The 17,731-nt window shown below is 34.9% G+C and carries 12 protein-coding genes, 1 tRNA gene and 2 pseudogenes; 4 read left to right on the top strand and 11 right to left on the bottom strand.

Translation table 11 applies throughout. The annotated features are described in order from the left end of the window. Nucleotides 1-72: 72 nt before the first annotated feature. From ABWU38_RS06225 to ychF, 5 genes are all read right to left on the bottom strand, one after another. Nucleotides 73-2,316 carry an ankyrin repeat domain-containing protein gene (locus tag ABWU38_RS06225; protein WP_353272674.1) on the bottom strand — a complete coding sequence of 748 codons (2,244 nt, stop codon included), beginning with the start codon at nt 2,314-2,316 and terminating at the stop codon, nt 73-75. A gap of 436 nt (nt 2,317-2,752) precedes the next feature. Then, nucleotides 2,753-3,361 (bottom strand): guanylate kinase, encoded by a 609-nt coding sequence (gmk, locus tag ABWU38_RS06220; RefSeq protein ID WP_253308926.1) that lies wholly within the window; start codon nt 3,359-3,361, stop codon nt 2,753-2,755. Further along, entirely contained in the window at nt 3,345-5,150 is a 1,806-nt protein-coding gene (locus ABWU38_RS06215; RefSeq protein ID WP_353272836.1) for a pentapeptide repeat-containing protein, read from the bottom strand. Before ABWU38_RS06215 ends, gmk begins: the two co-directional genes overlap by 17 nt. Beyond that, nucleotides 5,143-6,336 (bottom strand): ankyrin repeat domain-containing protein, encoded by a 1,194-nt coding sequence (locus ABWU38_RS06210; RefSeq protein ID WP_265016412.1) that lies wholly within the window; start codon nt 6,334-6,336, stop codon nt 5,143-5,145. The genes ABWU38_RS06215 and ABWU38_RS06210 overlap by 8 nt, the downstream gene beginning before the upstream one ends. A 675-nt stretch (nt 6,337-7,011) precedes the next feature. Then, nucleotides 7,012-8,106: a redox-regulated ATPase YchF gene (gene ychF / locus ABWU38_RS06200; protein WP_353272673.1), complete on the bottom strand. Its 1,095-nt coding sequence runs from the start codon at nt 8,104-8,106 to the stop codon at nt 7,012-7,014. A 118-nt stretch (nt 8,107-8,224) separates the two neighbouring features. Between ychF and ABWU38_RS06195 the strand changes: the two genes are divergently transcribed. Both ABWU38_RS06195 and ABWU38_RS06190 read left to right on the top strand, forming a co-directional pair. Beyond that, nucleotides 8,225-9,331: a hypothetical protein gene (locus tag ABWU38_RS06195; RefSeq protein WP_265016414.1), complete on the top strand. Its 1,107-nt coding sequence runs from the start codon at nt 8,225-8,227 to the stop codon at nt 9,329-9,331. Nucleotides 9,332-9,413: 82 nt separating this feature from the next. Then, entirely contained in the window at nt 9,414-10,586 is a 1,173-nt protein-coding gene (locus tag ABWU38_RS06190) for a CCA tRNA nucleotidyltransferase (protein ID WP_353272672.1), read from the top strand. Here the strand turns inward: ABWU38_RS06190 and ABWU38_RS06185 are convergent. Next, on the bottom strand, nt 10,570-11,316 hold the full coding sequence (locus tag ABWU38_RS06185; RefSeq protein ID WP_309166719.1) for a hypothetical protein: 747 nt from the start codon (nt 11,314-11,316) through the stop codon (nt 10,570-10,572). The two genes, ABWU38_RS06190 and ABWU38_RS06185, sit on opposite strands and share 17 nt — an antisense overlap. A gap of 82 nt (nt 11,317-11,398) precedes the next feature. On the opposite strand from ABWU38_RS06185, the pseudogene ABWU38_RS06180 reads away from it, so the two are divergent. Next, nucleotides 11,399-12,629 (top strand): annotated as a pseudogene (locus ABWU38_RS06180) (IS256 family transposase). A gap of 34 nt (nt 12,630-12,663) precedes the next feature. On the opposite strand, the pseudogene ABWU38_RS06175 reads toward ABWU38_RS06180, so the two are convergent. Further along, a pseudogene (locus tag ABWU38_RS06175) lies at nt 12,664-12,882 on the bottom strand (IS66 family transposase); the annotation flags it as partial. Between the two features lie 93 nt (nt 12,883-12,975). Here ABWU38_RS06175 and ABWU38_RS06170 point away from each other — a divergent pair. Then, nucleotides 12,976-13,140: a hypothetical protein gene (locus ABWU38_RS06170; RefSeq protein WP_253309122.1), complete on the top strand. Its 165-nt coding sequence runs from the start codon at nt 12,976-12,978 to the stop codon at nt 13,138-13,140. Here the strand turns inward: ABWU38_RS06170 and ABWU38_RS06165 are convergent. The 4 genes from ABWU38_RS06165 to ABWU38_RS06150 all read right to left on the bottom strand — a co-directional run bounded on the left by ABWU38_RS06165 (nt 13,131) and on the right by ABWU38_RS06150 (nt 17,533). Continuing rightward, nucleotides 13,131-14,393 carry a Tol-Pal system protein TolB gene (locus ABWU38_RS06165; RefSeq protein ID WP_253309121.1) on the bottom strand — a complete coding sequence of 421 codons (1,263 nt, stop codon included), beginning with the start codon at nt 14,391-14,393 and terminating at the stop codon, nt 13,131-13,133. The two genes, ABWU38_RS06170 and ABWU38_RS06165, sit on opposite strands and share 10 nt — an antisense overlap. A gap of 9 nt (nt 14,394-14,402) precedes the next feature. After that, nucleotides 14,403-16,037 (bottom strand): ribonuclease J, encoded by a 1,635-nt coding sequence (locus ABWU38_RS06160; RefSeq protein ID WP_353272671.1) that lies wholly within the window; start codon nt 16,035-16,037, stop codon nt 14,403-14,405. A gap of 217 nt (nt 16,038-16,254) precedes the next feature. Beyond that, a complete protein-coding gene (dnaJ, locus tag ABWU38_RS06155; RefSeq protein WP_264732332.1) occupies nt 16,255-17,373 on the bottom strand; it encodes a molecular chaperone DnaJ in 1,119 nt (372 codons plus the stop codon). Nucleotides 17,374-17,455: 82 nt separating this feature from the next. Next, nucleotides 17,456-17,533, bottom strand: a tRNA-Arg gene (locus ABWU38_RS06150). Nucleotides 17,534-17,731 lie beyond the last annotated feature (198 nt).

Here is a 17,731-nt window from a genome sequence, read left to right as displayed (position 1 = left end):
GAACAGGTGCAAAATGTGCTATACCGCGGCGCTAACGAGTAGCGGAATGACGGCATATCAAATTGTAGCTAGCTATAGAACGTTCCCTACTAGCTTATTCATGAATTGACGTAGTATTGATACATCGCTCATTTTAGTAGCTGGGTTTTCTGTATATTCTGATTGACTTGATGATTTTTGTACCTCTTGCTCTTCTAAATCGTTGGACTTATTTTCTATATCCTTAACAGAGTTATTGCATTGTGTATCATTTTTTGGTGCGTTATCTTGAAGTGTAAGTTGCTTTTCTTCAGTAAACTTTCCTTTAATTTTTCCAAATCCTTCATAAATATTTTCTAAATTCAAGTAAATAAGATAACAAACTCCAATAACTGCTATAATAGATGAGGCAGTTGCAATTGTAATACTTCCTTGAGAAGCGCTGAATATTACCGCACAGGCTAAAGCAGTAAATACAAGCGTTGTCACTACTTTACAAACAACATTATTGACATACTTCACAATATCGCGTGCTTTTAACTTCTTGCCAAAATTGCACTTCAGTTCAGTTCTCATATCATCTGGAATAAGCGCTCTACCCATTGATTTCTCTATTCCTTTTATAATTTTATAATACTCTTTGCTCCATAATCTTTCGGGTAGTATTAACTGCTTTGGGTCAACACCATTTTGCACTAATTTTACACAAAACTTGATCGTGTTATCACGGCTCTTAGGATTGACCAAATTATGTTTATCTTTTGTCGTCTTAGTAATTAGCGCTACTTGTAGTGGTGTGCGTTCTTTTTCGTTAGTGGCGTTTGCAGCTTTACTAAATTTCTCTTTTTCCACCGAATTTAAAATCAACTCTAAACATGTAACTTTTTGTTCTCCTTTGAATGAAGCAATATAGTGCAGAGCATTTTTTTCATCTTTATCTTGCACGGTAATATCTGCACCGTTTTGTAAAAATAACTCTAAGGCTTTATATCTATTTGTTTTTTCAAATTTCTTAAGTGATCGGTTCTCACTCTTCTCTTGTATGCGCTGGAGTACCAGATGGAGCGGTGTTTGCCCTTCTTTTTTATCATTTACAGCTTTTATAAATTGTTCTTTTTGGCTTGCTTCTAGCAATATATGGAGAAGTTTAAGTTTTTGTTTTGTTTCAGGTTTAACAATCAAGTGTAAAGCATTATTATCATCTGTGTCTTTAAGGCTAATATCTGCCCCTTTTTGCAATAGTTCTTTAAAAAGTTCTTTATCATTATTTTTAATTGCTAAATGTAATTGATAATTATCATTACTATCTGGAGTATTTATGGTACGTGGTATAATTTCTTTAATTTTTGCTTCTGTATTGATTTTTATTTCTGGCTTTAATTTAGATTTCTTTCCTTGCTCTGCTAATTTTTCTAAGAAATTACGATAGTATGTCTTTTGCTCTTCTTTTAAGCCTTGTAATTCTTTTGTAGATAATCCTAAATTATCAGAGCTGGCTTCATGCTCTAACAATTTTGTAAGAAACTTAAGTGTGTTATCATTATTTTGGATCGTATGAGACTCATGTTTTTCTTTTGTTATCTTGTTAATTAGTGCCACCTGAAGAGCGTCCTGATTTTCACTATTAATGAGTTGTGCTAAATCTTCCTTGGTGACCGTTTTTATTAGGATACCCAGAAACTTGCATTTCTGTTTCTTTTCGAGCGATGCAATAAGGTGTAAAATATTATTTCCTTTTTCATCTTTTATGCTGCTAATATCCGTACAATCTTTTAGATATTTTCTAAATTTCCTGTTATTTCCATTTTTGATCGCTTTTAGTAATTGAACATTATTATTCGTTATTCCGTTGCTTATTTCTACTTCATGATCATCTTCAACATCGCTACCGTAGCCACTCTCTGTTTCACTGTCCCTACGATCATTTTGGTTGTGGGTAAAACAATATTTGCTATTATAAGTAATTTCTGAAATTGCTTGCTTTACTCGCTCTTTTGTTTCATTTGGTGTTTTTTTCGATCGTTCTATTACTTCATCTAGCACTGGAAGGAAGCATTGGACATAATACCTATAATATTTTTCTTGTTCTCTAAGTGATTCTTCTAATTTAGTTAATACTTCAGAGCTAGCACCTTCCTCAAATAACCTTTTGCACTTCTTGAGGGTTCCATCTTGACCTCTTGGTTTTTCACGCTTGTGTTTTTCTTTTTTTACCTTTCTCTCTATAGTGCCATACAATTGCTCGTCTTTTCTATCCTGCTCTCGCTTTTTATTTTTATCTATGCATTCGTCTAACTTATCTGCATTAGTAGCTAGTGCGCTTAGATCTATACCCATACTAAAACCCCAATATTAAAAGCTATTTAAGTTGTCAGCACTAAACTAACAACCAAGAAGTTTGACTTTTAAATTGAGCTAAACGTTGTATATGTGATCAAAATATAGGTGGAAAGGCAGAAAACTAGTTTCTATTAGAAAATCTGTTATCATAGTCAAATCCTCACTTGAACAGTTGTCTACTATTTTAACCATTTAATCTTAAAAAATAATAAATATAGCTAAAGTGAGTAACTGCAAAACGTGCTACTGGCTAAAATATAGCTAAACTGACTTACGACAATTTGAAAAACCGTCATTCCGCTACTCGTTAGCGCCGCGGCGGTATGACGGTCCGCTACGTGTTAGCGGAATCTATGCTGAGATACCGCGGCGGTATGACGGTTCGCGGCGGTATAGCTATAGGATAAGAAACTATAGCTGCAGATCGATGCTTTTATAAATCTTCCAGACTTGGTTTTTCTTTTAGTTTTTTAAGTCTTTCTTTATTTAGTATGGAGCTTATCTCTTCTACACTTTTATCAATATCATCATTGATTATTACATAATCATATTTATCACGTTTGCTTATCTCTTTTTGAGCTTCGGCTAATCTGCGCTCTATTTCATCCGCACTGTTGCTATTACGCTTTTGCAGGCGTAACCTCAGCTCTTCCATTGAAGGGGGAAGTATAAAAACACTTACAACTTTTTTTCTCATGAGCTTGAATAAGTGAAATGCCCCTTGCCAGTCTATGCTTAGTAAAACGCTTATTCCACTGCTTAAGTTTTGCTCTATAAAATCTCTTGGTATACCATAAAAATTCTCAAAAACTTTGGCGTATTCAAGCATCTGACCAGCTTCGCATAACTCGTGAAATTTTTCTTCGGTAACGAAAAAATAGTCTTTTCCATTTATTTCGCCAGAGCGAGGCTTGCGCGTAGTCGTAGAAACAGACCTAACTAAATTAGTTGATCGCTCAAGTAATTTTTCTGATATAGTAGTTTTTCCAGCTCCAGAAGGAGAGGATAGAACCAATAATATGCCCTCACTTTTTATGGTCATTTTTCTTTGCATTTTTTAACATGGCGCTTTTTGGATCAGAGTTTAAAAAGCTAGAACCTTCTAAATTAGAATTTGATAAGTTGGTGCCAATGAGAGAAGAGTTATCAAAGACAGTATAGCGCAAATCGGTTTTTTCAAGATTTGCCTTATTCAAATTAACGTTTACAAACTTTGCTCTACTCAATGTTGAATTAGAAAAATCAGCATTTTCTAAATTCATATTCTTAAATTCAAAGTAAGAATAATTTACATTAAATTTTTCACCCTGTGATATTTTCTCTTGCAAATCTCCAATTGAAGTTATAGCATTTTCTAACCCTGCAAGTTTTTTCTGCCCTTGATTGTCAATCAAAATTGAATTATCAAACTTGCAATCTGTTAAATGAGCATCAGCAACTGAACTTTTATATATGCTTGAAGAGTGAAAAGACATATCACTAATTGTTGAATTGCTCAAATTGCTAAGAAAAAAGCTAGTTTTCCTAAAGGCATTAGTGTGAAGCAAAGAAGATCTGAAATCGCTTTCAATAAAATTTGAATTAGTTACTTTTAAATTGGACCAGCTCGAATTATCAGCTAATAAATTAAAGAATGTTGAATTTTCTATTTCACTGGAATCAATATTATGGTGAAAAAGTGTACTGTTATAAACTTGAGAGTCTTGGATTTTTATCTTATACATTGAAGTTGTAGAAAGGTCTGAATCTTCTATCTTCGCAGAGGTGAATAGTGAATGGTCAAAAAATGAGCCATTCATGTTAGAATTCGCAACTTTAGTATTATGAAACTTTCCGTGACGAATGTCAGCATTAGAGACATTAACTTGATGCAGTTCACTAAAACTAAAATCAATATTGGATAAATCAGCATCCTGAAGACTTGCTCCAGAAACATATACATGTTTTATCTTGGAACCATTTAGTATAGATTGAACAAAACTTGAATTATCGTCATTCACATAGGAAATTTGTGTGTTGCTTAAATTAGCTTCGTCGAAGTTACTATTAATTATGATAGAAGAATTAAGGCAGGCATCGGAAAGATTGCTACCTGTAAAGTCTGATTCTTTTAACTCTGCACCATATATGTTAGCATTTTTTAATGAAGAAAATTGTATCTTTAATTTATATGCATCCACTCCAAAGAAACTTGCATTATCAAGGTTATTTTTCTGCATAACAGTATCGTTTATTTCACTATCATTAAAATTTACGTAGCTAACATTCGAGTTTGATAAGTTGGAGAGATTCATTTGCACATTCGAGAAATTAGTATGCAAACCAATTACGTTGTGCATACTTACTTTTTTGAGATCGGAACTGATAAAATCAGCATAACTAACATGAGACTGATCAAATACGATATCTGTTAAGTTTGCAGAAACAAATTTTGTAAAACTCAAATTTGTACCTTTTATTTTAATGCCACGTAAATTAGCATTGGAGAAATTAGCACCACGTAAATCAACATCAATGAAAGACACGTAGGATAAATCGGTGTTAGAAAAATCAGCACCAATCAGACTTACTCCATCAAAAACAGATCCACTTAGGTACAATTGGCTAAAATTAGCTCCATTTAAGTTAGAGCCAAAACCTTTCTTAAAATCTTCTGGCACGCCCTCTTTGTGGCACTGCACCAAAAATTCAGCAAAGTCTTTTTTACTGTAAGATACGTATTTTGCATCATGTAGAGCGTTTAAAAAATCACTAATCTGATTTTTTTCATCATTTGTTTCGTTTCCATAACATAAATGACCAACTAAAATTAATATCAAAAATCTAATCATCTTGCTTATCGCACTGCGACTCATTGTTTTCTTTCGTTTTCACAGCCCAATCGTAAATTGCTGAGCTTTCTTTATTGTCTATTTTTCTATCCTCCAAAAGGTGTGGCATCATTTCGGCAATCGCATTTATTATATTGATCTGCTTTTTTTCGATTGCTATATCAATTGGGGATTGAAAATTATTATTAACTACTCTAAGATCAGCGCCTTGTAATAAGAGAAAGCGCACTATGTCTACCTCACCTTGTTTAACTGAATAAATGAGAGGAGTATCACCCAATTTATTTCTAAACCTTAGTATCTCTTGAGTTGTTAATCCAATTTTTTCTAGCTTACTCATTATTCCTCTTAAGCAAGGTAAGTTATTTTTCTTAATACAGTAAAAAAATTGCTTACTGTAATCATCAATAAATACAGTTGTAGGAAGATGCTCATTAAGGCTATCATATTGTCGTTTATATATTGACTTGCTTTGTATATCTTTATGACCCCATTCTTTTATTGGTTCTCTGTTTAGCTTTGTCCATTTTTGTAAATTTTTCTTTTCACTTTGCTCTTCTTCATCTTTTTTAGTTATAGGTTTTACTCTATTGCGGTCCTTAGAATTATTGTTTGTTTCTTTCACTTTTTTTTCTTCAAACTGATTCTCTACTTTTTCTTTTTTTCCCTCTAATAATTGACTCGCATCACTTTTTGAAAGTTCATTATCTTTTATATCAATCTTCTGATCAGCTTGTAGATTTTTTTGCGGGTCAGTTGTATTCTCATTTAAATCAGCACTTAAAGGCAAAGGCTCTGGTTTCAAATCTTTATTCACTTCTTTATTGGCCACATTTGGTAAATTTCGAGCAAATTCGCCTGTACTTTCTTCTAGCTGGTCATTTGGCAAACCTTTATCAATCCTTTCACCTTCACTTATAGTTTTTTCAACCACAGAAGCTTTATTCTCGTTGTGTTGCAGCTTCTCTTTATCGGTTACTCTTTTGCTCTCAGCCTCTTGTGTTTGTTTAGCATCGACGTTGCTTTTCAACTCATCTTTTTGATTTGTCCTATCTTGCTTCCTTACACCTACATTTTCGTTTTTATGAACTGATTCAATTTTCTTTTCTTCAAATTGCTCTACAGCAAATAGGCTCAGTGATCCAAATACAACAACTAATAATACAAAGTATAAAATACTCTTCATAAATATTCCAAGCATAAGCTTAATTAAGATGATACTATAATCAAATGATTAATCTACAGTAAAAAATGCCTTAGGATTTAATTTATAAAAAAACAATAGATTTTTTGTATCTGTTCAGGGGCATCGCAAATATTGAAGCAAAGTGGTCAGTGCTTACTGTACGAACATTGTGATTTGAGAGCAATCTCCGCTAAGGAGGATGTCATCCCAGTGCCCTGACTACTTGGATCCAGGAATTTTGATTAGAGATTAAGTTGGTGAGTATAAAAGTAGCTAACCTTATGTTAAAACACAATATTTTTGGTGAGGGGTTGTATTAAAAGCTGGATTCCAGTGTCGAGCACTGCCGTCATAAAGGAACCAGTGTCAGCTACTTGCATGACACCCTGACAACCGTCATCCCGCTACTTGTTAGCGGGATCTATGCTAAGAGATACCGCGAATGAATCGCGGTATGACGTAGGACTGCTGTCATTCCAGTCTGGAATCTAGTCTTTACTGGGGAGAAGAAACTCTCCTTCTACAGTGTATCCGTTTAGGGGAGGTATCTGTTCAGATGCATGGCTAATGTACAAATATTGAAACAAAAATTCCAGTGCTCCCTTTCTTGTCATCCCAGTGCCCAGACACTGGGATCCAGAAAACTTAACTTTAAATAAGTGGCTGCATAATAAACTACACATTAAACCTAAAGTGCATTATATCACCATCTTGTACGATATAATCTCTGCCTTCAAAGCGAATTTTTCCTGCGTCTTTGCAAGCTGATTCACTTCCATACTTTATGTAGTCTGCAAAGCTTATAGTTTCTGCTTTTATGAAGCCTTTCTCAAAATCAGTGTGGATTACACCTGCTGCCTTATCAGCTGTTGATCCTATTTTTACTGGCCATGCCCGTGCTTCTTTGGGGCCCACAGTAAAGAAAGTTATCATACTCAGCACTTCATACATAATACGCGCTACCCCATCAAGGCCTGATTCTTGTAAGCCAAATTCTGATAAAAAACTCTGTTTTTCCTCTTCACTATCAAGATTTGCAATATCTGCTTCAAGTTTTGCTGAAATGCAATAAAATTTGCTTTTATTTTCCTCCGCCATTCTCTCTACCTTTCTAGATAATTCATTGCCAGTTATAACATTTGTATCTTCAACATTGCAAACGTACATAACGGACTTTGTTGTGAGCAATTGAAGCGACTTCATCTCGGCTTCGTCCATGTTTTCCAAACTTCTTGCAGGTTTACCGAGTTTTAAAGTAGCTAATACCTCTTGCATTAATTCAAGTTGTCTCTTTAGCTCTTTATCACCTTGTTTTGCTTTCTTTTCCAATTGAGGAAGCCTTTTTTCTATGCTGTCAATATCAGCTAGGATTAATTCCATTTCCACCACTTCAGCATCTGATATTGGATCTATTTTACTGTGTACATGGCTGATATCGTCATCCGTAAAGCACCTGAGCAGATGCACGATGGCATCAACTTCTCTGATATGGCTTAAAAATTTATTGCCGAGTCCTTCACCTTTGCTTGCGCCCTTTACAAGACCTGCAATATCCACAACTTCTAATTGATTATAAATTATCTTCTCTGAACCGGCAATTGCTGCGATTTGTTTCAAACGCTGATCTTTTATCGAAATCTTGCCTATATTTGGCTCGATTGTGCAAAAAGGATAATTTGCAGCTTCGGCTGCACTTGACTCTGTAAGTGCATTAAATAAGGTTGATTTTCCTATGTTTGGTAACCCAACTATACCACAGTTAAAGCTCATATTTGCTATTTAAAGCCATAATTATTGCACAATTTAAGAATTTCTGCTATACTTAATTAGTTACTTATTGACAGTTTTGTTGGTATAGTAATATATAGCTTAAATTAAGGTAAAAATTATGCTTCAATCTAGGGAACGGAAATTACCAACTAATAGCCAAGTAGTTAAGTATAATACTGCGGGCGATGGCAATTGTTTTTTTCATGCTGTGTTTGGTGATAATAGCTCTGGTCCATATAAAGCTGAAAGAGCGCAAGATATGAGAATGGAATGGCACAAATTTTTAAGTCAGTTTGAGTCATTGGATGATGCAAGTATGCCAGCTCCTTTAAGAGATCATCTAGAAAATGTTTTTAATATGTTTTTAAACAAGCCAGGGGATTTAACTGGTAAGTCTGATAGAATAAAGGAGTTGGTTGAGCAAACAAATAGGAAAATTAAAAATGCTGAAGGTAATGTGAAGAGGTTAGTAAGTAAAGCTGTTAGCAAATTTAATATATCGCATGATCAAGCTATGCGTGATTTAAGAGAATATGCAGAGGCCCTTGGTGAAAATGAGTACGATGTCCAATATAACAGTGAATTTATTACACGCTCATTTCTTGACAAACCTGAACTCTATCAAGCCTATCTAGAAGCAATAGAAAGTAAAAGTTATTTTCCTTTCATTGGAGAAATTAGTATGTTAGCTTCTTTAGCTAACATTGAAATTAATGTCTACTACAAAGATAATAATAGCGAGGAGCAAAAAAAGTTTGAGCCAGATCCACAAATGATAAATAATGATGATCAGTTAAATCAGGTATTTAATCGTGAGAGTTATAAATTAAATGACGAGTTATGGGGTAGTAAAGAGCGAGAAACAATATATCTTGGAGGGAATCATTACTCTAGAGCTGAAATTGTAACTCAAGAATTAATAAGACAGCAGCAAGAGCAAGAAGACTTTCTATTAGCAAAAAAACTTCAGGTAGATGAGATCTTGGAATATTGTAACGTTTCAAAGGATATCTCTGAGAGAGCAAAGGTTGAGAAGAGATTTGATGAGTTATTGGCAGAAAATGCTGATAGAAAAATTGATGTTGTTGTAGGGCAGTGCGTTAGTGATATAAAGCAATACATAGAGCGCTCTGAAGAGCAAGACTCTTTGAACCCATCGTGTGGTATTGAAGAAACAAGGGTGGAAAAAGCATTTCATCATCAGCAACCAATACTTGTAAAGTAAATTTTCATAGCCCTATATATTTTTATATAGGGCTTTTGCAAGCATTTCATATAATATGAACTTGCAGTACATACTAACCTAAATGCAAGTTGACCATGAAACTAGTTTAATCATCGATGCCATAGAGAAATTTGGTGGTGAGGCTAGGCTTGTCGGCGGGTGTGTGAGAGACTCAATTTTGCAGCGTGATGTCCATGATATTGATCTCGCTACCAATTTGCTTCCTGATCAGGTGATGAAAGCGCTAAAACTCCGTAATATAAAAACTATTCCAACTGGCTTAAAACATGGAACTATAACTGCGATCTTAAATCAGAGGTCTTTTGAAATTACAACATTAAGGCATGATGTGAAATGTGATGGCAGGCATGCGAAAGTAGAATTTACTAATAATTGGCAAGCTGATGCTTCAAGGCGTGACTTTACATTTAACGCTCTATATGCAGATAAGCATGGCCATATATATGATTACTTTGGTGGTATAGAGGACTTAAAGGCGCGAAGGTTAAACTTTATAGGCAACGCTGAAGATAGAATTGAAGAAGACTATCTACGTATTTTAAGAGCATTTCGTTTTCATGCAAAAATATGTGTCGGAGATTTGAGTGATGAAATACTAAGCGTATGCAAAAAGCATTCGCATATGATCCAAAACCTCTCTGGAGAGAGAATAAGAGATGAAATACTTAAATTGCTGGAGTGCAATGATCCTTTTCCAACACTTAAGAGCATGCAAGAATCTGATGTTTTGCAAAAGATTATCCCAAAAGAAGTAAAATGCGAAATTCTGTCTTCGTCACTTCTTTTCGGCACTGATGCACTAGTAAAATTAGCGTTACTCCTTAGGACCACCAAAAATGACAGGCTAAGTCTTGGAAAATATGTAAGCAAATTTTTACGTCTTTCAAACAAGCAAAAGAAAAAGCTGCTATTTTTACTATCCAACGATATCAAAACAGAACTTTCAGAAAAAGAGCAAAAAAAATACATATCTTTATTTGGTAGAGAATTATATTGTGATTTAGTAAAAATTTGTGGTGTTGAGTCTGGAGAAAATGTTGATAAATACATTTCGTTTGCTAATACATTCAATATTCCAAAATTTCCTTTATCTGGCGATGATTTAATAAGTATAGGTCACCAGCCAGGAAAAAGTTTAGGTAGGAGCTTGGAATTGCTAAAACAACATTGGGAAGACAGCTCCTACACTTTAACAAAAGAGGAGCTGGTGCTTTATGCTAAGAGCCTACTCTAACTGCTTTCCAACTGTTCAATGAATGTATGCTTGCAATATTAGTGTGACTCATCGAGGAATTAGGTGTGTATTCTTTTTTAGCTTTTTCTGTTAATTGGTATTCGTTTACTCCTCCTTGAGTTTGATTACACATTTTCTGATCTGGAGATAAAAATTTATCTCTTATACTTGGTGTCAGTTGTAACTCTTGAATCTTATTTGAAAAACATTTCATTTTAGCCTCTGTTAATTTTCCTGTAACAATTTCTTTAAGTAATTCTCCTGAGTCGTTATTATTATTATTCTTGCTATTAAAGCTGTGCAAGATAGAGTCTACAATCTTATTTACCCCTTCTTGTTTGTTAAATTCTAATTTTTTTACACATTTTACAACAGAAGATGACAACTTGGCTTTTAACGTGCCATCTCGTGGTTCTTTACCTACATTTTCTCCAATGTTACAATGTTTGTTGACAACTTCTTTAACCTTGGCTTCTATGATCTCCCTTGCGGATTGTTTTAAATTACTTTCTAATAATTTAAGTAATTCTTTACTTTCAAATTTTCCACTATTTTTATTTGATAGAGATTTTATGGTTTCATCAAGCACGTTATGGCAAAAGTGCTTTTCTTTAAATTCAGGAAAACCTTTTTTTAACTCCTCGTTTTTCCTAGATAAAAAGTCATCAAGATTCTTATCCCTAAAAAGCTTATAGAAAACCTTTGAAACGTTTGACTGAGTTGATTTCATAGAATAATTAGGGAGTGTTAAATAAACTGTGTCAAACCGAAAAAAAAGTAATAAATTGATATAAAAAAATGGAGGTTTGACAATGAGTCAGAAAGTAGTAAACAGAACTACCGGTTTGGTAGATTATAAAGAATTAGAAACAAATATCCTGTTGTCTATACGAGAAGGAAGACCGTTGACAGGAAGAGATGGAGCATTAACACCGTTTATAAAAAAGTTGCTGGAGGTAAGCCTGGAAGGTGAAATAGAAAACCACTTGTCGGCTGAAAGCGAAGAGAATAATCGAAGAAATGGGAGGAATGCAAAGACTTTACGTACAAGCGCAGGGTCATTTGAGCTTTTGACGCCAAGAGATAGGGAAGGAAGTTTCGAACCACAAATAGTCAAAAAAAGGCAAACAAACTTACATCCAGAGCTTGAAACGAAGATTTTGAGCACATTTGCCAGTGGTATGGGCTATAGAGATATAGTGTCACATGTTGAGGAAATTTATGATCACAAAATATCGGTGGCAGAGATATCAAGTATTACTGACAAATTGCTACCAGTAATCAACGAATGGCGTAGTCGCCCGCTGCAGTCTGTATATCCGATAGTTTTCATGGTTTTTTAAAGTCAAAGAGGACGGGCATTGCGTAAGTAAATGCATGTATAACATATTAGGCATAGATCAAAATGGCAAAAAAGAAGTATTAGGTTTTTATTTGGCTGAAAGTGAAGGAGCTAACTTCTGGTTGGGAGTGCTAAATGACCTCAAAGAAAGAGGAGTAGAAGATATCCTTATTGCCTGCGTTGATGGGCTGAAAAGCTTTCCTGCAGCTATAAACAGTGTCTTTCCTAATGCGGAAGTGCAGATGTGTATAGTGCATCAGATACGCAACTCACTGAAGTATGTGGCCAGTAAAGATGCGAAGAGTTTTTTGAGCGATTTAAAGAAGGTATATCAAGCTTCAAGCAAGGAAATTGCCGAGAATTATCTGTTGGAATTAGATGAAAAATGGGACACAAAGTACCCTATGGTTATAAAATCTTGGCAGAATAATTGGGAAAACTTGTCTGGTTATTTTAAGTATTCTGGTCCAGTTAGGAGGATAATCTACACCACCAATCCCATAGAGGGGCTACATAGGCAAATTAGGAAATTCACTAAGACCAAAGGCTCATTTACCAGCATAAATGCCTTGTATAAGCAGGTATATTGTGCTATAAAGAAGGCAGAGGAAAAGTGGACGATGCCTGTACATGATTGGGCATTAACTATCTCTCAACTTGATGTTTTCTTTCCTGGCAAATTGAAAATTGAGTTGAACTAAAAATGCGGTTTGACACAGTTTATTTAACACTCCCAAAGTAGTTGTAAACCGCATACCTATCGGTAACAACCAAATTCTTATAACTAGAAAATGTACTACTCTCTAGAAACTTAACTCCTCTTGTGTCTGCTAATTTAATAAGGCTTGCTTCATTATTAGCAAACACCCAGCACCAGCCAAGTTTACCTTTAGAATAATGGCTAGTTTCATCAATATGCAAAACTTTGCTTGCTCTCTCTACTTGTTCATATACATCTTAATACATAATTCTCCACAAAAACAATCTTCAGGGAGGAGCTGGATAATTATAAGCTCAGCATTATTGTTTGGCGCTATAGGAGCCACAATGGCTACAATGGGAATTATACCTGAAATTGCTGCTATTGGAGTAATTGCAACTGTTGTGTTGTCAGGAATCGCTGGTACTATAGTAGGTGGTGTAGCGGGATATCTTGTTAATGTGGCAATAAATCAATGCTGTGGAGCATGCAGCTCAGTAGTTCAAGAATAAGACCAATCCGGTAAAGAAGCATTTGTGGGAGTGGAAACCATTTTTTGATTTTTCTTTACTAAGTCTACTAAATATAGTTTAGAGTTGCTTGGTGATTCTGTTCTTGTGAAAATGATTTCTCTACCATTTGGTAGCCATGCCGGAGATTCAATTTTATGCCCTTCTGAAAGTAGACGTTCTTCTTTGCCATCTGGCTTCATAACTCCTATGTAAAATTTTCCTGACTGAATCTTTGTGAAAGCTATCAGATCTCCTTTTGGCGACCAAACAGGCGTAGCATATCTTCCACTTCCAAAACTAATTCTTTTAGGTTTTTTACTTTTGTTAGTAAAATCGATAACATACAGCTGCTGACTCCCACTCATATCGGAACTAAAAACCATATACTTTTGATCTGGAGAAAAAGAGGGAGAAGTGCTTATAGCTGAACCTTTAGTAATTTTTTTTGTCCGTTTACTACTTAAATCCAAAGATAATATATTCGTTTCACCACCCAATGAGTGGGAAATTAAAAGAGATTTACCATCAGGAGAAAATCTCGGTGCAGAAATAACTCCTTCAAATGCGCTGATTATTGATTCAGTGTGGTCTTTTAAATTTTTTAATACTATATAACTTTTACCATTTGCGTATGAGATATAAACAATACCCTTTCCATTTGGTGAGAATCTCGGTGTTGACACAAATCTATCGCCATTTGTTAAGTATTTTATATTACTTCCATCTTGATTCATCACAGCAATTTTACGCACAGATTTGTAGTTGCTATCTTTTTCTTCAGCGATATACGTGATTTTTGTGTTGAAGTGCCCTTTCTCACCAATCAATCTATCATGTATCACATCCGAAACGAGGTGACCAATTTTTCTCCAGTCTTTTGCTGGAAAAACAACTGACTGAGTAAGTAATTCTCTTTTTGTAAAAGTGTCAAATAAACGAAATGATAGCTCTAATGCACTACCAGATACTTCGCTTAAACTTACTGTGACTACAGTATCGCTTTTCCAAGATTTAAATTCAGCTTCCGCGCCACGTTTTACATTAAATAAGCCACAATTAGATAAATTTGTTCCTATTACCTTTGCAATATTTTCGCTTAATTCGCTTTCCAGCGCTGTTTTACATGTACATTTAGATACAACAAGACCAATGTTACCAACACTGCTTTTTTTTATATCAACATATAAAGCAGCTTTTGTAAAATAAGGAATAAATAACGAAACAAGCAATATTAATTGAACGAATAACTTCATTCTTTCATTTCATACCTGTTCTATCTGGACTTCAATTATAGGTCTTTTTAGTAAATATTCCTTTAAGATACTCAATATTGAACTTTCAATCTTATTTTTAATTTTTTTTGTTGGCTGCAAACTAAACAACGACTCAACTTTCTTGACAATTTTCTGTATAATAGCTGCATCTTCTAGCACTTCAAAAACACCAGGTACAAATACTTTCGGTTTAGTAAGCAATTTATTTTTCTTGTTTACAACTGCTATTACCACAATAACTCCGGCATCTCTCATTCTTTTACGCATTTTTATAACACTGCTCTCCGGATGACGTAGCAGCATACCATCAATACCAAAGTAGTCAACATCGATTGAATCAACTTTTTCTCCGTTCTCCAAATTAACAATATCACCTGGTGCAATCATTATTGCTTTTGCCACACCGCACTCTTTAGCAAATTTTACATGTGCATGCGTGTGAATATATTCGCCGTGAACTGGAATAGACATCTTCGGTTTTATTAAAGAATACATTTCCTTTAGCTCTTCTCTTGTTGGATGCCCAGAAGCATGAACATGCTCTGTTTTTTCAGTAACAACTTCTACCCCCATCTCAATAAAGGCATTGAGCATGTTGTGCGCACGAGTTTCATTTCCAGGAATGATTTTTGACGAAAAGATCATGGTATCACCTTGCTGCATTTTAAATGCTTGATGACTCTTATTAGCAAGCCTTGAAGTTGCTGCCAGTGGCTCACCTTGACAACCTGTGCAAAGTAGCACCAGTTTTTCCCTTGGAAAATTTACTGCTTCCTTTGCTTCAAGAAACTGAGGAGAATCAGTTAAATAACCACTATCTTGCGCAACCTTCACTATTCTCCATAAAGATCTACCAAGTAAAACTACTTTTCTATTTAGTGCTTTTGCAGCTTGGCTTATCGTTTCAATTCGTGCCACATTTGAAGCAAATAGCGAAACAGCAACTAATTTTTTAGACCGCTTTATTATGTTATAAATGTTATTATAAATTTCACCTTCTGACTCAGGGTGATGCTTGCTTAATATATTGGTTGAATCGCAAATTGCTGCAAGCAGGTCACCTTTATCGCCAATTTCTTTTAGACGCTCTATATTAGAAGTTAATCCAACAACAGGTTTTGGATCAAATTTCCAGTCTCCGGTATGGAGTGCACTACCCATTTCAGTGCTAATTAATATTGAATTTGCCTCAGGAATTGAATGAGTTATATTTATAAACTCGACGGTAAAAGGACCCAAATTTGTGCTGCCATTTATATCCACCTCTTTCGCAGGTACTGTATCTTCTAATCGAAACTCCTTTAGTTTCTCCCTAAGAAAATTAACCGTAAACTTTGTTGTATATATGGGGCACTGCAACTCTTCCCACAAGTGGGGCACTGCACCGCAGTGGTCCTCATGTGCATGTGTAATTATTATTCCAAGCAAATCTTTTTTTCTTTGAGCAATAAAATCTACATCAGCAATGAGCAGCTCAACACCTGGCATAGTTTCATCTGCAAAACCAACACCAAGGTCGATCATAATCCACTTACCTTGATAATGATATAGGCTAACATTCATCCCGATTCTTCCTACTCCCCCAAGCGGAAGAAATAAAAACTCATTTTTGTTTATATTCATTAAATTTAAATTATTAAAACCTGAGAATAGCAAAACTTCGACCTTAAATAAAGAAATTTATTGCTTTTACATAATTTTAAGGAACTAAGAAGTTTCTGTTGGCTAATAATGTTGATATCAACACTATTGTTAAGTTTTCCATTAATAAGGTCAAAGAATTGCAGGATTAAATGAAAACCCGTAAACAGTTACTCCTTCATGTCATTTAGCAGATTTCTTATTTTTTTTTTACTTTACTAAAAAACCCTTCAGATCGTTGTTGTACATTTGCATTTTCCTCTTCTTCAAACGCTTTTAATAGCTCAATTTGCTTTTTGGTTAAACTTTTTAGATTTAAGGTTTCAACTATTACCTGTACATACAAATCACCGCGAACATGTGAACTCATATGCGGCATACCCTTCTCCTTACAACGTAACTTGGTACCAGTTTGAGTGCTCTCTGGAACTTTTACTTTTGTTTTAGCTCCATCAATTGACTGAACATCAATTTCACCACCAAGCACAGCTAGTGTCATTCTTATAGGTACTTTACAGTGTAAATCTGCCTTATTTCGAGTAAAGATTTTATGGGGAGCTATTTTCACGTATACGTATAAATCTCCACTTTTTCCACCTCTTGCTCCAGCTTCTCCTTTACCACTTATCCTTACCTTAGCTCCTTCTTCTATGCCCTTTGGAATTGAAACGGATATATTTACTTCATCTCTTCTACGTCCACTTCCACCACATTTCTTACATTTATTTTGTATTATTTCTCCTTCCCCATAGCATGTAGTACATGTTCTTTCGATGGTAAAAAAGCCTTGTTGAGTTCTAATCCTACCGCTTCCCTGGCATGTGGGGCACTGAACTGGTTTAATTGCTCCTTCGCTACCTGTGCCTTGGCATGTGTCACATTTTACATTTGTCACATAATGTATAGGCGCTTGTATTCCTTTAAATGCATCTTCTAAGGTAATTTCAAGATCATAACGTAGGTCTGCTCCAGACACTCCTGTTGTGCTCCTCTTTGCTCTTGATCTACTTGCACCACCACCGAATCCTCCACCAAAGAAGTCATTGAATATGTCGCTAAAATCTCCTGCAGAGCTAAAGCCTTGAAACCCACCAGAAGCACCTTCGTGGCCATAACGGTCATAGCTTGCCCTTTTCTCAGAGTCAGATAGAACTTCATATGCAGCTGTTACTTCTTTAAATTTTTCCTCTGCTTCTTGATTGCCAGGATTTCTATCAGGATGATATTTTAACGCTAATTTTTTATACGCTTTTTTTATCTCATCAATACTGGCATTTCTTCCTACTTCCAGCAGATCATAGTAGTCTTTTTTGCTCATATATAATAGTTTAGTGTTTAACCTTTAAAGATAGGTATTGCATATATTAATTTCAAGTGTGACTTCTGTTTCCTATAAAATGTGGTGCACCCTGAGCGACTTGAACGCCCGACCTTTTGATCCGTAGTCAAATGCTCTAATCCAACTGAGCTAAGGGTGCTTTCATAAAGTTAACTTTAGCAGGTTTTGTAGCTTGATTCAATTAATTTGGCTAAAAATAAAACTGTTAATTTTTATCATACGTGAAACCTGCAAAAAATTGCATTTGTTTTCTTAAGAATCATTTTATGGTCAAGCTCACAACTATTGTAAGTTAAAAATATGATATAAAGAAGATAAGAGGGAAGATAGTCCTATC

The organism is Wolbachia endosymbiont (group A) of Urophora cardui, assembly GCF_964028435.1.
Taxonomy (GTDB): Bacteria; Pseudomonadota; Alphaproteobacteria; order Rickettsiales; family Anaplasmataceae; genus Wolbachia.
Note: the sequence above shows the minus strand (reverse complement) of the source record. Positions and strands in the feature narration are given on the sequence as shown.

Coding starts and splice junctions, on each gene's coding strand:
- ABWU38_RS06225 (WP_353272674.1), bottom strand. CDS start 2,316: ATGGGTATAGATCTAAGCGCACTAGCTACTAATGCAGATAAGTTAGAC.
- gmk (WP_253308926.1), bottom strand. CDS start 3,361: ATGACCATAAAAAGTGAGGGCATATTATTGGTTCTATCCTCTCCTTCT.
- ABWU38_RS06215 (WP_353272836.1), bottom strand. CDS start 5,150: ATGATTAGATTTTTGATATTAATTTTAGTTGGTCATTTATGTTATGGA.
- ABWU38_RS06210 (WP_265016412.1), bottom strand. CDS start 6,336: ATGAAGAGTATTTTATACTTTGTATTATTAGTTGTTGTATTTGGATCA.
- ychF (WP_353272673.1), bottom strand. CDS start 8,106: ATGAGCTTTAACTGTGGTATAGTTGGGTTACCAAACATAGGAAAATCA.
- ABWU38_RS06195 (WP_265016414.1), top strand. CDS start 8,225: ATGCTTCAATCTAGGGAACGGAAATTACCAACTAATAGCCAAGTAGTT.
- ABWU38_RS06190 (WP_353272672.1), top strand. CDS start 9,414: ATGCAAGTTGACCATGAAACTAGTTTAATCATCGATGCCATAGAGAAA.
- ABWU38_RS06185 (WP_309166719.1), bottom strand. CDS start 11,316: ATGAAATCAACTCAGTCAAACGTTTCAAAGGTTTTCTATAAGCTTTTT.
- ABWU38_RS06170 (WP_253309122.1), top strand. CDS start 12,976: ATGGCTACAATGGGAATTATACCTGAAATTGCTGCTATTGGAGTAATT.
- ABWU38_RS06165 (WP_253309121.1), bottom strand. CDS start 14,393: ATGAAGTTATTCGTTCAATTAATATTGCTTGTTTCGTTATTTATTCCT.
- ABWU38_RS06160 (WP_353272671.1), bottom strand. CDS start 16,037: ATGAATATAAACAAAAATGAGTTTTTATTTCTTCCGCTTGGGGGAGTA.
- dnaJ (WP_264732332.1), bottom strand. CDS start 17,373: ATGAGCAAAAAAGACTACTATGATCTGCTGGAAGTAGGAAGAAATGCC.